This is a genomic window from Streptomyces sp. BA2, assembly GCF_009769735.1.
Taxonomy (GTDB): Bacteria; Actinomycetota; Actinomycetes; order Streptomycetales; family Streptomycetaceae; genus Streptomyces.
On the sequence record NZ_WSRO01000002.1, the window covers coordinates 7,760,749 to 7,773,864 of the forward strand.

Genomic DNA, 13,116 nt, shown 5'->3' on the forward strand with positions numbered 1-13,116 from the left:
CCTCGTCAAGTAGGGGAGGGCGGCGCGGCTTTCAGGCGCGCAGGGTGGCGCCGCCGTCCACGTACAGGTCGTGCAGGGTGATGTGCCTCGCCCGGTCGGAGACCAGGAAGGCGACCGCGTCGGCGATGTCGGAGGGGTCGGCGATCCGGCCGAGCGGAATGCCGACCCGGTACGAGTCCGGGTCGCCGTCGATGACACGGGCGGCGGCCTGCTCGTGGTCGCCCGTCCACAGCTGCCGCTGCATGTCGGTGTGCGTGGAGCCGGGCGACACGACGTTGCAGCGCACGCCGTCGCGGGCGACCTCAAGGCCGAGGCATTTGGTGAACATCGTGGCGGCGGCCTTGGACGCGGCGTAGGCGGCCATCTGGGTGCGGGGTACCCCGGCGGCGTTCGAGCCGACCGTCACGATGGCCCCCTTGCCCCGCGCGGTCATGCGGCGGGCCGCGGCGCGCGAGGTGTGGAAGACGCCGTTCGTGTTGACGGCGAAGGTCTCCGCCCAGTCGGTGTCGGTGAGTTCGACGACCGGGGCGGGCCGCAGGATGCCCGCCACGTTCACCAGGATGTCCAACGGCCCCGCGGTGCGCTCGACTTCCTCGAACGCCGCGTCCACGGCCGCCGCGTCGGTGACGTCGAGGACCATGCCGGTGATGCGGCCGCCCGACGTCCGCTCCTCGGCGTCCTGGTCCTTGACGTCGGGCGACAGGTCGGCGGCCACGACCCGCGCGCCGCGCTCGGCGAGCGCGCGGGCCACGGCCTGTCCGATGCCCCGGCCCGCGCCGGTGACCAGGGCCACCCGCCCCGCGAGCTCGGGGTCGGTTATGCCGGAGGTCACTTGCCCATCGCCTTCTCGACGTCCTGAAGGACGGAGACGGCGGCCTGCGCGCCACCCAGGCTGGTCCACTTCGAGCCGTCGATCTCGGTGGTGTGGTTCTTCTTGACCGCGTCGAGCTGCTTGTACGCGGCCTTGCCCTTCAGCTCCTTGAAGAGGTCGGCGTCAGGCCCTGCGGAGGCGAGGGTGCCGATGAACAGCCAGTCGGCGTCGATCTGCTTGAGGTCCTCGTCGCTGAGCGGCGTCGAGTGGCCCTCGCCCTTCTTGTTCTGGATGCCGGGCCGCTTGAAGCCGAGGTCCTTCAGGACGTCGGAGATGAACACGCCCTGCTGCATGACGGCGGTGCCCTTGGCGGAGTAGCGCGCCACGGAGACGCTCGCGCCCGCGTTGTCGCCGAGGTTCTTCTTCACGGCGGCGGCCTTGGTGTCGTAGTCCTTGAGGAACGCGCTCGCCTCGTTGGACTTGCCGAGCACCTTGCCGGTGATCTCCAGGGACTTCTTCCAGTCCTTGGTCCTGTCGATCGTGACGACCGTCGGGGCTATCGCCTTCAGCTGCTTGAGCACCTGCTGGTCGGCGAGCTGCCCGGCGAGGATGACGTCCGGCTTGGCCTGGAGGACCTTCTCGATGTCGGGGCCGGTGACCGCGCCCACGACCGGGATGCCCTTGGCCTGGTCGGCCAGGTACTCGGGGGCGCCCTTCTGGCCTCTGCCCGCGGAGAGACCGACGGGCTTGACCTTCAGGGCGAGGGCGGAGTCCAGGTCCATCTCGCTGAGCGCGATGACCTTCTCGGGGTTGGCCGGAACCTTTACCTCCGCACCGGAGGCGTCGGTGACGGTGACCTTCGCGGCGTTCTTGGCCTTGTCACCGGAGCCGGAATCGTCGGACGAGTCCGAACCGCAGGCGGAGAGGGCGAGCGCGGAGGCCAGAGTGATGGCCGCAACCGCGGTCAGCCGGGTGCGCGGGGAGTGGTTCGAGGACATGTCCGTGTCTCCATGCTTCAGAGTCCGGGGGTCAGTCCGGACATAAGGGTCATCCCTGGCCGTGTCGGGGCATGGCGAAGTACCCCTGAATGAACAGGGAGTTCGCCGCCACCCCGACTCGGGGCTCCAGGTCAAGGTTAGGTTAGGCTAACTTCATGTTGGTTGCGCAAGAGGGGCGGGTCCCAACGTCCGGATCCAGACCTCCCATACCGGGCTTGGCGAAGTCGCATCGCCCCACGCTGTGGGCGGCTGCCGCCCTTGTTGTCCTGCTCCTGCTGCTCGGCCTCCTTTCGCTCCTGGTCGGGTCCGGGTCGACGCCGATGGGCCGCGCCTTGGACTTCCTCACCGGGGACCCGTCCGCGCGGGCCGACGCCCAGATACGGCTCGCCGTGATGGACGTACGCCTTCCGCGTACGCTCGCCGGCGTCCTGGTCGGTGTCGCCCTCGGCGCGGCGGGCTGCCTCCTCCAGGCCGTCACACGCAACCCGCTCGCCGAGACGGGCCTCCTCGGGGTCAACTCGGGCGCGGCGCTCGGCGTCGTGATCGGCCTCACCTACTTCGAAGTGACGTCGGCGTACGGCGTGTTGGTGTGGGCCCTGGTCGGCGGCATGGCCGCGAGCGCGGTGGTGCTGCTGCTCGCCGCGTCAGGCCGGGCCGCGGGCTCCCCGCTGCGGCTCGTGCTCGCCGGATCGGCGCTCGGCGCGACCTTCCACGGCATGACGTCGTACGTGCTCCTTGGTGAGCAGGCAACCTTCGACACCTACCGCTACTGGACCATCGGCTCGCTGGCCGGCATCAAGACGTCCGAGACGTACCCCCTGATCCCGCTGATCGCGGTCGGGCTGCTCATCGCCTTCTGCTGCGTACGCCCGCTCTCCGCCCTCGCGCTCGGCGACGACAGCGCACGCTCCCTCGGGCACCACCCTGGGCGGATCCGCCTGATCGTGGCGGCGGCGGTGACCCTCCTCGCGGGCTCGGCGGTCGCCCTCGCCGGACCCATCGCCTTCCTCGGCCTCCTCGCGCCGTACGCCGCGCGTGCCGTCACCGGCCCCCGGATGGCGGGCCAGTTGGTGCTCTCCGCGCTGGTCGCCGCGAACGTGATGATCGCCGCAGATCTTCTCGCCAGGGTCGTGATCCGCCCCTGGGAGACCCCGGTCAGTGTGCTTCTCGCCTTCATCGGCGGCCCGTTGCTGATCTGGATCGCCCGCTCGCGGCGGATGTCCACGGCGGGGGTCGCCGCGTGACCACGGAACGCACGCCCGGCTCCGGGCCCGCCGACATCACCCCGCCCGACTCCACCGCCGTACGCGTCGGGACCTTCTCCTGGCTCTTCCCCTACCGCAGCGCCCTCGCCGCCGTCGGGCTCACGCTGGTGATCGCGGCGGTCGTCTCGCTCGCCACCTTCGCGAGCTCCACCGGGATGAGCTTCTCCGACAGCCTCTCCGGACTGCTCGGAACCGGAGACTCCGCCACCGTCATGCTGGTCCAGGACTTCCGGCTTCCACGGATCGCCGTGGGGCTCATGGTCGGCGCGGCGCTCGGCATCGCCGGGTGCCTGACCCAGACGCTCGCGGGCAACCGCCTCGCCACTCCCGACATCATCGGCGTCAACGAAGGCGCCACCGCGGCCGTCGTCGCCTCCGTCGTCGGATCGTCCACCGGGATGATCGGCGACTGGTGGCTCGGGCCGCTGGGAGCCGCCGCCGCGGCCATGGTCGTCGTCGCCTGCGCGGGCGGCGCGGGTAGCGGGGGGTACCGGATCCTCGTCGTCGGCATCGGCGTCTCCACCGTCATCGGCGCCGTCACCGACCTCGTCATGTCCCGCGAGAACGACAACACCGCGGGCGGCGTCTTCCTCTGGACCGTCGGCTCGCTCAGCGGCCGTGACTGGAGCGTCGGCACACCCCTGTCGATCGTCCTGCTCATCCTGGTCCCGCTGTCCCTCGTCGCCGGCAGCCGCCTCCAACTCCTGCGGTTCGACGACGACATGGCGGCTACCCTCGGCGTCAACGTCCGCCGCGTCCGCGCCGTGACCCTCGCGCTCGCCGTCGCCCTGTCCGGCGTGGCCGTCGGCATCGGAGGGCCGATCGCGTTCGTCGCGCTCGCCGCGCCCGTCGTCGCCGGCCGGCTCAGCGGCCCGACCCGAGTCCCGATCATCGGCTCGGCCCTGGTCGGGGCGGCCCTCGTGGGCGCCGCCGACGCGCTCGGCCGCGTCGTCGCCCCCGTGGAGATCCCCGTCGGCGTCATCACCAGCGTCCTTGGCGGACCCTTCCTCCTCTGGGTCCTCTTCGGCAAGAACTCAGAGCAGCAGACCGGAAAGGCCTGACCCCCGTGCAACTGACCGTCGAGGCGCTCACCTCCGGCTACCCCGGCCACACGGCCGCCGTGGACGGCGTCGACCTGACCATCCCCAGCGGACAGGTCGCCGCCATCGTCGGCCCCAACGGCTGCGGAAAGTCGACGCTGCTGCGCTCCATCGCCCGGCTCCACAAGCCGAGTTCGGGCACGGTGCGCGCCGGGGACGACGACGTGTGGCGGCTCACCCAGCGCCGCGCCGCCCACCGCATCGCGCTGCTCGCCCAGTCCCCACAGGCCCCCGAGGCGGTCACCGTCGCCGGACTCGTCCGCTACGGCCGCCACCCCCACCAGGGCCTGTTCCGCCAGTGGTCGCGCGAGGACGAGGCCGCCGTGCGCGAGGCCCTCGAAGCCACCGGCACCACGGACCTCGCGGCGCGCCGCCTCGACCACCTCTCCGGCGGCCAGCGGCAGCGCTGCTGGCTCGCGATGGTCCTCGCACAGCAGACGCCGATCGTGCTCCTCGACGAGCCGACCAGCGCCCTGGACCTCGGCCACGCCGTCGAAGTCCTGTCCCTGGTACGGGAGGTGGCCGCCGCGGGCCGCACCGTCGTCATGGTCCTGCACGACCTGGCGAGCGCCGCGCGCTACGCCGACACCGTCATCGCCATGAACGCGGGCAAGATCGTCGCGAACGGCCCGGCCCGCGATGTGGTGACCGCCGAGCTGGTCAAGGAGCTGTACGGAATCGAGGCGGACATCCTCCGCGCACCGGGCGACGGCTCCCCGGTGGTCGTACCGACGATGAACGCGAAGGCGCCCACGGCGCTGTCCAAAGAGGCCTTCGCCACGGCCCCCGCGAAGGCGGCTGAGCGGGGCTGATTCCGAAGGCGCCCGCGAAGGCGCTCGGCGTCCGAGGGGCGTCGGCGAAAATGCGCCGACAGGCGCCCGTAAAGGGCGCCGCACCCGCACCCGCACCCGCACCCGCACCCGCACCCGCACCGCGAGGCGGCTAACTGGCTCTAACGAAAGCTGCTGATCATGAGACGGTCGGTCCTTTTCCTCGTAGGTCTGGGTATGGGAACCCGTCAGTCGCGGCCGTGGATCGTGTCAGATGAACTGTGGTCGCTGGTCGAGCCGTTGCTGCCGACGCCGGGGCCGAAGAAGGTCGAGGGCAGACCGCGGGTGCCGGACCGGCAGGCGCTGTGCGGGATCCTCTTCGTCCTGCACACCGGCATCCAGTGGGAGTACCTGCCCCAGGAGCTCGGCTTCGGCTCGGGCATGACCTGCTGGCGGCGCCTGGCGGCCTGGAACGAGGCCGGTGTGTGGGACCAGCTGCACGTGCTGCTGCTGGAGAAGCTGCGGTCGAAGAACCAGCTGGACTGGGAGCGGGCGGTGATCGACTCCTCGCACGTGCGGGCCGCCCGGCGGGGCCCAAAAGCGGGCCGAGCCCGGTCGACCGCGCACGGCCGGGCAGCAAGCACCACCTCATCGTCGACGGCCAGGGCATCCCGCTCGCGGTGTCGCTGACCGGCGGAAACCGCAACGACGTCACCCAACTCGAGCCGTTGCTCGACAAGATCCCCGCCGTCGCAGGCCAGGTCGGCAGACCTCGTCGGCGCCCGGATGCCCTGCTGGCCGACCGCGGCTACGACCACGACAAGTACCGCCGCCTGCTCTGGCAGCGCGGGATCCGCCCCGTGATCGCGAAACGGGGCGAGCCGCACGGCACCGGCCTGGGCGTCTTCCGCTACGTCGTCGAGCGCACGATCGCCTGGCTCCACGGCTTCCGCCGCCTACGCATCCGCTGGGAGAGACGCGACGACATCCACGAAGCATTCCTCGGCCTCGCCGTCTGCCTGATCACCCACCGCCACGTCCGACGCCTTTGTTAGGGCCTCTAAGTGCGGCTGGCGGCGAAGTCTGCGGCCGTCCACGCGAGCCCCACGGCCCCGTCGACCATGGCCTGTTCGGCGGCCGGAGTGGCGGCCGCGGCGGCGAACTCCGGCTGGTGCGGGCCGCAGCCGCCCCCGCTGATGTCGAGCACGGGGTGGATCGACGGCACGACGTGCGAGACGTTGCCCATGTCGGTCGAGGCGAAGGGACCGCGCCGCTGCGGTTCGGGGCGCCCAAGAGCGCGGGCGTTCGCCTCCCACAGTGCGACCAGAGCGGCATCGGACCGGAAGTCGAGATAGTCGGGCGCGGGCTGTTCGAGCTCCACCGCGCAGCCTGCCGCCAGCGCCCCCGCCCGGAAGCAGTCCGCCACCCGTTCCCGCAGCTCGCGCAGTTCCTCCACCGACGGCGTCCGCAGCGCGTACGCGGCGCTTGCCCGCTCGGGAATGGCGTTGAGCGCCGTCCCCGCCTTGGTGGTGATGCCGTGCACCTTCCACTCCCCGGGCAACTGCTGCCGGAGCAGCCCGAGGGCCACCTGCGCCACGGTCAGCGCGTCGGCCGCGTTCCGCCCGTCCTGAGGGTTGAGCGCGGCGTGCGCGGACTTCCCCGTGTACTCCACCGAGAGCGCCCCCATCGCGTACGAATGGAAGTCGGCGACCTCGAACGGACACGGGTGCACCATCATCGCCGCGTCGACCCCCTTGAACGCCCCGGCGTCGAGCAGCAACGCCTTCCCGGCCCCGCTCTCCTCTGCGGGTGTCCCCAACACACGTACAGTGAGCCCGAGTTGAGCGACGACCGGAGCAAGCCCGAGGGCGGCCCCCACGCCAGCCGCAGCGATCAGATTGTGCCCGCAGGCATGCCCCATGCCGGGCAGCGCGTCGTACTCGCAGGCAAGCGCGACGGTCACGGGGCCCGACCCCAGCGTCGCCTCGAAGGCGGTCTCGAGCCCGTACGCCGGAGCGGTCACCGCGAAGCCGTGCCCGCGCAGCACATCCGCACACCACCCCGCGGCCCGCCGCTCCTCGAACGCGATCTCCGGATGGGCGTGAATACGCCGACTGAGCCCGACGAGCTCGCCCCGCACCTCGCCGATCCGAGCCCGGATCTCCTCCTTGAGCCCGTCGAGCCCGTCGCCTGCCACGCGCGTCCTCCTCGCCACTTCCGCCGACCACCGACATCCCGCCCGGCCAGCTTACGGTCGGCCGCGCTCCGGCTCAGACAGGCAGCAGACGCCCGATCAGCGCACTGAGCTGCCGGGCGTTGCGGCACTCGTACATCTCCACCAGCTCGGCGTAGGTGCCGGCCGCCGAGTCGCCCGTCTGCCACTGGGCGCGGCGCTCCGGGTTGAGCCAGTACACCTGGCGGGCGCGGGACGCGACGGTGCGCAGGGCGGGGACGTTCGGGTCGCTCATGTTCGTGCGGGCGTCGCCGAGTACGAAGACCGTGGAGCGCGAGGTGACCGCTTCGGTGTAGCGCTCGGCGAACTCGCCCAGGGCGGAGCCGTAGTCGCTGCTGCCGTGGTGGCCGGTGACCGCCGCTCCCGAGATGATGCGGCTGCCCAGACCCTCGGGGTCGGCGGTGCCGCGCGCGATGAGGTCGGTCACCTCGTCGACGCGGTTGACGAAGGCGAAGACCCGGACCTTGCTGAACTGGTCGTGCAGCGCCTGGACGAGCAGCATCGTGAAGTTGGCGAAGCCCGCCACCGAGCCGGACACGTCGCACAGCAGGACCAGTTCGGGGCGTGCGGGGCGGCGCCGCCGCAGGACCGGGCGCATCGGGATGCCGCCCGTGGACAAGGAGCCGCGCAGTGTTCGGCGCAGGTCGATGTGGCCGCGGGCGGCGCGGCGGCGGCGCGCGGCGAGGCGCGTCGCCAGCTTGCGGGCCAGCGGCTGGACTGCTCTGCGGAGTTCGTCGAGCTGGGCGCGGCCCGCGATGAGAAAGTCGACCCGGTCGGCCGTCGGGGCTATGGCCCGCCGCGCGATCTCGTCAGCGCCGCGCCGTTCGGCGACCCGGCGGCGCGCTTCGGAGCCCACGAGTGCGCGGAAGTCCTCGATGCGGCGGCGGATCTCGTCGGCGGTGAGACGGTCGGTGAACTCGCCCTCGGTGAACTCGCCGTCGGTGAACCCGCCCTCGGCGGGCTCCCCTTCGGCCGCTCCCTGGCGGATACCGGCCAGGATCCGGGCCAGCAGGGTCTCCGGTCGGAGCCGGGAGAGCGTCTGGTGCGACGACCACCCGTCCGAACCGCCGGTACCTCCCGACCCGGGGCGCGTCCCGTATCCGCCCATGCCGTCGACCGCCTCGGCCGCCAACTGGGCAAGGAGCGCCCGGTCGTTGGCGGCCAGCGCGGCGGCCAGACGCTCACGCAGGTCGTCCCTGTCGAACTCCCGGCCGCTTGAGCCGGCGCCTGAGCCGTCCGGCACCCCCGGAGCCCCGATCCCGCGTGGAAAGTACAGGTCGAAGACCGGATCGAAGACCGGCCGCTGCCCCTCGCTGTGCAGCAGCGCGGCGGCGAGCCCCTCCCGTACCCGCTCCCGGTCGGCGAGACCGAGGGCCTCGATGGCCTGACCGGCGTCCACCGTCTCGCCCGTACCGATCCGGATGCCGTGCGAACGCAGCGCCTGCACGAGCGCGGTGAGCCGCTCCGTGACCCCGGTCGAGGAGGTGGTCACACCGCGCCCAGGTCCAGCTTGGCCGCCGCCTTCAGCACGTCCTCCTGGTGCTTGAGGACGACGCCGAGGCTGTCGCGCACGACGTCCTCGTCGAGGGAGTCGGCGCCGAGGGCGAGCAGCGTACGGGCCCAGTCGATGGTCTCCGCGACCGAAGGCACCTTGCGCAGGTCCATCGCGCGCAGCGCGCCGACCACGCGGACAACGGACTGTGCGAGGGCCTCGTCGAGTCCGGGCACCTTCAGGCGCACGATGCGGCGCTCCAACTCCTCGTCGGGGAAACCGATGTGGAGGAAGAGGCAGCGGCGGCGCAGCGCCTCGGAGAGCTCGCGGCTCGCGTTCGACGTGAGGACGGTGAAGGGGCGGCGCGTCGCCGTGATGGTGCCCAGCTCGGGGACCGTGACCTGGAAGTCGCTCAGGACCTCCAGGAGCAGCCCCTCCACCTCGACGTCCGCCTTGTCGGTCTCGTCGATCAGGAGCACCTTAGGCTCGTTGCCGCGGATGGCGGTGAGCAGCGGGCGCGGGAGCAGGAACTCCTCGCTGAAGATGTCCGTGCGTGTCTCGTCCCAGCTCTCGTCGCGGCCCGCGGTGATGCGCAGGAGCTGCTTGGCGTGGTTCCACTCGTAGAGCGCGCGGGACTCGTCCACGCCCTCGTAGCACTGGAGCCTGACCAGGCGCGCGTCCGCGACCTCGGCGACGGCCTTGGCCAGCTCGGTCTTGCCGACACCCGCCGGGCCCTCCACGAGGAGCGGCTTGCCCAGGCGGTCGGCCAGGAAGACGGTGGTGGCGACGGCCGTCGAGGCCAGATAGCCCGTATCGGCGAGCCGCGTGGCGACATCGTCCACGGATGTGAAGAGCAACGGAGCCTCCGGGGCTGATACGGAACGACGCGATGGCTCCTGCCACTTGATCAGCAGCACGGGCCGCTCCACAACGGGCCCGCCGCGTTTGCGTCGAACGTCACGTGACAGGTCCCGCACCCGCCGCGGGCTGCTGAGTCCAGTCCTGAGACCCACCGGGATGCCTCGCCCCTTCTCGTATCCTTGCGGCATGAGGCGGACCTCCTTTGCCAACTGGCCCTGCTCCATCGCACGCACCATGGACCTGCTGGGCGACTGGTGGACCCCGCTCGTGCTGCGCGAGGCGTTCTACGGGATCAAGCGGTTCGACGCCTTCCAGCAGGAGCTGGGCATCGCGCGCAACACCCTGACCGACCGGCTGCGCCGCCTGGTCGACGAGGGGCTCATGGAGAAGCGCGCCTACCAGAGCGAGCCGGTGCGCTACGACTACGTGCTCACCGAGAAGGGCCGCGACTTCTTCGGCGTGCTCGCCGTGATGAACAGCTGGGGCAACCGCTGGCTGAGCGGTGACGAGGGAGCGCCGGTCGTCTTCGAGCACGACCGCTGCGGACACGAGACCGAGGCCGAGGTGGTCTGCGGCCACTGCAAGGAGCCGATGTCGGCCGACGACACGCATGCGCGCATCGGTCCCGGCTACCCGGCACGCCTGGCCGAACGGCCGGACATCCGGGACCGCTTCAGCCGCTGAACGCCCGTCTCCCTGTCGGGGCCCACACCCTTGACGAGTGAGTCTATCTACGCAACTCTCGTGGTCAGAGAGGTAAGCAGGACAACAGAGAGGCGACCCCCGATGGAGTGGACAGGTGCGCGTTACGCGGACAAGCCGACGGCCGAGGTGCGCACACGGATCGCCGCTTCACCAGAACGCGTGTGGGAGCTCGTCTCCGACATCGGCCTGATGCCGACGCTGAGCTCGGAGCTGCGGTCGGTCGAGTGGCTGGACGGCGCGGCGTGGCCCGCGCTCGGAGCGCGGTTCGTCGGCCGCAGCGAGCACGTGTCCTTCGGCGCGTGGCAGACCACGTCGTTCGTCGTGGAGTGCGAGGCCCCGCGCGTGTTCGCCTGGGCGGTCGAGGACCCCGAACGCCCCAGCGCAGTCTGGCGTTTCAGTCTCACGGCGGCGGACGACGGCGGCACCGAGCTGACTCAATGGATGCAGATGGGACCTGGCCGCTCGGGCCTGTCGTACGCGATCGACCGGATGCCGGAGAAGGAGCAGAAGATCGTGTACGTACGGATGCGGGAGTTCGAGCGGAACATGACCGCCACGCTGGACGCGATCAAGAAGCTGGCCGAGGGCGCCGACTCCACGGAGGTGGGCGCCTGATGCGCACGTCGACGACCATCGAGGCGTCCGGGCCGAACTGGCGGGAGACCGTCGACTTCGTCACCGAGGCCGAGAAGCTGGGGATGGACATCTGCTGGGTCGCGGAGGCGTGGGGCGCCGAAGCGCCTTCCCCGCTCGGCTACTTGGCCGCGCGCACGGAACGTATCCTGCTCGGCTCCGGCATCATCCAGCTCGCCACCCGCACCCCGGCGGCCATCGCCCGCGCGGCGATCACCCTCTCCAACATCTCCGGGGGCCGCTTCCTCCTCGGGCTCGGCCCGTCAGGACCGCAGGTGATCGAAGGCCTGCACGGAGTGCCGTTCGCGCGGCCGCTCACCCGGATGCGGGAAACGGTGGAGATCGTCCGCCAGGCAGCCACGGGGGAGAAGATCTCGTACGCGGGACGGGAGTTCACGCTTCCGCTGCCCGGCGGCGAGGCCAAGCCCATGCGTCTGTCCATGCGCGCCGAACACGAACTGCCCGTCCATCTGGCCACCCTCTCGCCCAAGATGCTGCGCCTGACCGGCGAGATCGCCGACGGCTGGCTGGGCACCAGCTTCGTCCCGGAGGGCGCGAAGGAGGCCTACTTCGACCACCTCGACGCGGGCCTGGCCGCCTCCGGCCGCACCCGCGGCGACCTGGACATCTGCCAGGGCGCCGAAGTGGCCTTCGCCGAAGACGAGGACGCGCTGCGCGCGATGGTCGCGGGCCGCAAGAAGGAGCTCGCCTTCAGTCTGGGCGGCATGGGCTCCGCCACCACCAATTACTACAACAACGCCTACAGCAGGCAGGGCTGGGCCGACATCGCCGCCGAGGTCCGCGAGCGCTGGCAGTCCGGCGACCGTGACGGCGCCGCCGCCCTGATCACCGACGACATGGTCCTCGCCACCACCCTCATCGGCACCGAGGACATGGTCCGCGAGCGGCTGAGGGTGTGGCGTGGCGCGGGCGTGGACACCGTCCGCTTCTACCCGGCGGGCGAGAGCCTTCAGGCGCGGCTCACGACCCTGGGGCGGGCGATCGATCTGGTGCGGCAGGTGGAGGAGCAGGAGAGCGCTCCGGCCGCCCGGCCGCCGTCAGGCGCCACAGCGACGTGACCTCCGCCGCGCGTGCCGCGTGCAGGGGATCCTCGGGGTCGGATGCCCGCGCGTGCCGGGGCAGGGTGTCGAGGCGGGCGGCGACCCGCAGGCCCGCCGCCGCGAAGGCCGAGCCGAGTTCGCCGGGGGCGCGCAGGCCCAGGTGCTCGGCCAGGTCCGACATGATCAGCCAGCCTTCGCCGCCGGGCAGCAGATGAGCGGCCAGGCCCGTCAGGAAGGCGTCGAGCATGGTGCCCTTGGGATCGTAAACGCCCTGCTCAAGCGCCGAGCTCGGCTTCGCGGGGAGCCACGGAGGGTTGCACACGACGAGGGCGGCGCGGCCCGGCGGGAAGAGTGCGTCGCCGGCGGTGATCTCCACCTGGCCCGTCAGGCCGAGGCGGCTCATGTTGGCGCGGGCGCAGGCCACCGCGCGGGGGTTGTTGTCGGTGGCCACGACGCGGCGGACTCCGCGCCGGGCCAGGACGGCGGAGAGGACACCGGTACCGGTGCCGAGGTCGAAGGCGGGTCCGCCGTGCGAGGCGGGGCGGGGCAGCGGCGCCCGCGCCGCCAGGTCGACGTACTCGCCCCTGACCGGTGAGAACACCCCGTAGTGCGGGTGGATCCGGGCGTCGAGCGCGGGGACGTCCACACCCTTCGTGCGCCACTGGTGCGCGCCGAGCACACCGAGCAGCTCCCGCAGGGAGACCACCGAAGGGGTCGGCCGGGGCGGGCCGTACGCCTCCTCGCAGGCGGCCCGGATGTCCGGCGCCCTGCGCAGGGCGAGCGTGTAGTCCGCGCCCAGCGGCACGAGGAGCCTGCCGAGCACGCGGGCCCGGTGGCCACTGGCGCGGCGCTGGAGGTGGAAGGCCGCCGTGGGTGACGGGGCCGCCGAGGGGGCTTTGCGGTCGACGCGGCGACCCATCGCCTGGAGCAGCTGGCGCGCCTGGTGGTAGTCGCCCTGCCACAGCAGGGCGGTGCCTTCGCAGGCCAGGCGGTGGGCGGTGGACGCGTTCATGCGGTCGTCGGCCATGACGACCTGACGGGGTACCGGCATTCCGGACTCGGTGTGCCAGCGGGCGGTGTGCTCGGCATCGCCGTCGCTCCAGTGGATCCAGCGGATCTCGGACACAGAAACTCCTCAGAGAGTGAACGTGCAGGGGCACGAACAGCACTTCGACGAGGAGCGGGAG

At 71.7% G+C, this 13,116-nt stretch carries 13 protein-coding genes; 7 read left to right on the forward strand and 6 right to left on the reverse strand.

The window, feature by feature from the left end; translation table 11 throughout:
* Positions 1 to 31: 31 nt before the first annotated feature.
* Both E5671_RS37480 and E5671_RS37485 read right to left on the reverse strand, forming a co-directional pair.
* A complete protein-coding gene (locus tag E5671_RS37480) occupies positions 32 to 832 on the reverse strand; it encodes a 2,3-dihydro-2,3-dihydroxybenzoate dehydrogenase (protein ID WP_160508477.1) in 801 nt (266 codons plus the stop codon).
* A complete protein-coding gene (locus E5671_RS37485; protein WP_160508480.1) occupies positions 829 to 1,809 on the reverse strand; it encodes an ABC transporter substrate-binding protein in 981 nt (326 codons plus the stop codon). Before E5671_RS37485 ends, E5671_RS37480 begins: the two co-directional genes overlap by 4 nt.
* A 155-nt stretch (positions 1,810 to 1,964) precedes the next feature.
* On the opposite strand from E5671_RS37485, the gene E5671_RS37490 reads away from it, so the two are divergent.
* The 4 genes from E5671_RS37490 (at position 1,965) to E5671_RS37505 (ending at position 5,999) form a co-directional block, all read left to right on the forward strand.
* Positions 1,965 to 3,053, forward strand: coding sequence for an iron ABC transporter permease (locus E5671_RS37490; protein ID WP_160508482.1), 1,089 nt, complete (start codon positions 1,965 to 1,967; stop codon positions 3,051 to 3,053).
* Positions 3,050 to 4,135 (forward strand): iron chelate uptake ABC transporter family permease subunit, encoded by a 1,086-nt coding sequence (locus E5671_RS37495; RefSeq protein ID WP_160508483.1) that lies wholly within the window; start codon positions 3,050 to 3,052, stop codon positions 4,133 to 4,135. Before E5671_RS37490 ends, E5671_RS37495 begins: the two co-directional genes overlap by 4 nt.
* 5 nt (positions 4,136 to 4,140) lie before the next feature.
* Positions 4,141 to 4,986: an ATP-binding cassette domain-containing protein gene (locus E5671_RS37500; RefSeq protein ID WP_160508485.1), complete on the forward strand. Its 846-nt coding sequence runs from the start codon at positions 4,141 to 4,143 to the stop codon at positions 4,984 to 4,986.
* A gap of 195 nt (positions 4,987 to 5,181) precedes the next feature.
* A protein-coding gene (locus E5671_RS37505; protein ID WP_237330323.1) for an IS5 family transposase occupies positions 5,182 to 5,999 on the forward strand; the annotation gives its coding sequence in 2 pieces (ribosomal slippage) (positions 5,182 to 5,511 and positions 5,514 to 5,999; 816 coding nt in all).
* A gap of 5 nt (positions 6,000 to 6,004) precedes the next feature.
* On the opposite strand, the gene E5671_RS37510 is transcribed toward E5671_RS37505, so the two are convergent.
* The 3 genes from E5671_RS37510 to E5671_RS37520 form a co-directional block, all read right to left on the reverse strand.
* Positions 6,005 to 7,105, reverse strand: coding sequence for a M20 family metallopeptidase (locus E5671_RS37510; RefSeq protein ID WP_336606081.1), 1,101 nt, complete (start codon positions 7,103 to 7,105; stop codon positions 6,005 to 6,007).
* Between the two features lie 109 nt (positions 7,106 to 7,214).
* Positions 7,215 to 8,669, reverse strand: coding sequence for a VWA domain-containing protein (locus E5671_RS37515; protein WP_160508489.1), 1,455 nt, complete (start codon positions 8,667 to 8,669; stop codon positions 7,215 to 7,217).
* Complete coding sequence (locus tag E5671_RS37520; protein ID WP_160508491.1) at positions 8,666 to 9,526, reverse strand: AAA family ATPase; 861 nt, start codon at positions 9,524 to 9,526, stop codon at positions 8,666 to 8,668. The genes E5671_RS37515 and E5671_RS37520 overlap by 4 nt, the downstream gene beginning before the upstream one ends.
* Positions 9,527 to 9,716: 190 nt before the next feature.
* On the opposite strand from E5671_RS37520, the gene E5671_RS37525 reads away from it, so the two are divergent.
* The 3 genes from E5671_RS37525 to E5671_RS37535 all read left to right on the forward strand — a co-directional run bounded on the left by E5671_RS37525 (position 9,717) and on the right by E5671_RS37535 (position 11,947).
* Positions 9,717 to 10,214: a winged helix-turn-helix transcriptional regulator gene (locus E5671_RS37525; protein WP_160508493.1), complete on the forward strand. Its 498-nt coding sequence runs from the start codon at positions 9,717 to 9,719 to the stop codon at positions 10,212 to 10,214.
* 102 nt (positions 10,215 to 10,316) lie between these two features.
* A complete protein-coding gene (locus E5671_RS37530) occupies positions 10,317 to 10,850 on the forward strand; it encodes an SRPBCC family protein (RefSeq protein ID WP_160508494.1) in 534 nt (177 codons plus the stop codon).
* The gene (locus E5671_RS37535) at positions 10,850 to 11,947 is read left to right on the forward strand and encodes an LLM class flavin-dependent oxidoreductase (protein WP_160508496.1); all 1,098 of its coding nucleotides are present in this window, start codon (positions 10,850 to 10,852) and stop codon (positions 11,945 to 11,947) included. The genes E5671_RS37530 and E5671_RS37535 overlap by 1 nt, the downstream gene beginning before the upstream one ends.
* Here the strand turns inward: E5671_RS37535 and E5671_RS37540 are convergent.
* Positions 11,850 to 13,046, reverse strand: a complete 1,197-nt coding sequence (locus E5671_RS37540) for a methyltransferase (protein WP_160510662.1) — start codon at positions 13,044 to 13,046, stop codon at positions 11,850 to 11,852. The two genes, E5671_RS37535 and E5671_RS37540, sit on opposite strands and share 98 nt — an antisense overlap.
* Between the last annotated feature and the right edge of the window lie 70 nt (positions 13,047 to 13,116).